We start from the raw sequence: 229 nt of genomic DNA, 5'->3' as shown, positions 1-229 counted from the left end.
GCTGGTGGAGCTCTCGCCGCTGCGCCAGGGTGATCTGCTGGCGCACACCATCGCCGAGGCGCTGCCGCTGGCCGATCAGACCACCCGCCCGATGATCGACGTGCTGGCGGAGTACCTGGCCGAGCGGGAACTGCTGCTGGTGCTGGACACCTGCGAGCACCTGACCGATGCCTGCGCGTTCGCCGCCGAGGCACTGCTGAGGGCGGCGCCCGGCCTGCGGATCCTGGCG

1 pseudogene is annotated in these 229 nt (G+C 72.1%); it reads left to right on the top strand.

The features are described from left to right. A pseudogene (locus tag IF04_RS36375) lies at nt 1-229 on the top strand (regulator); the annotation flags it as partial.

Source organism: Streptomyces violens (assembly GCF_000717745.1).
Lineage (GTDB): Bacteria > Actinomycetota > Actinomycetes > Streptomycetales > Streptomycetaceae > Streptomyces > Streptomyces violens.
The sequence above is the reverse complement of the archived record's forward strand: the minus strand, read 5'-3'. Positions and strand labels throughout refer to the sequence as shown.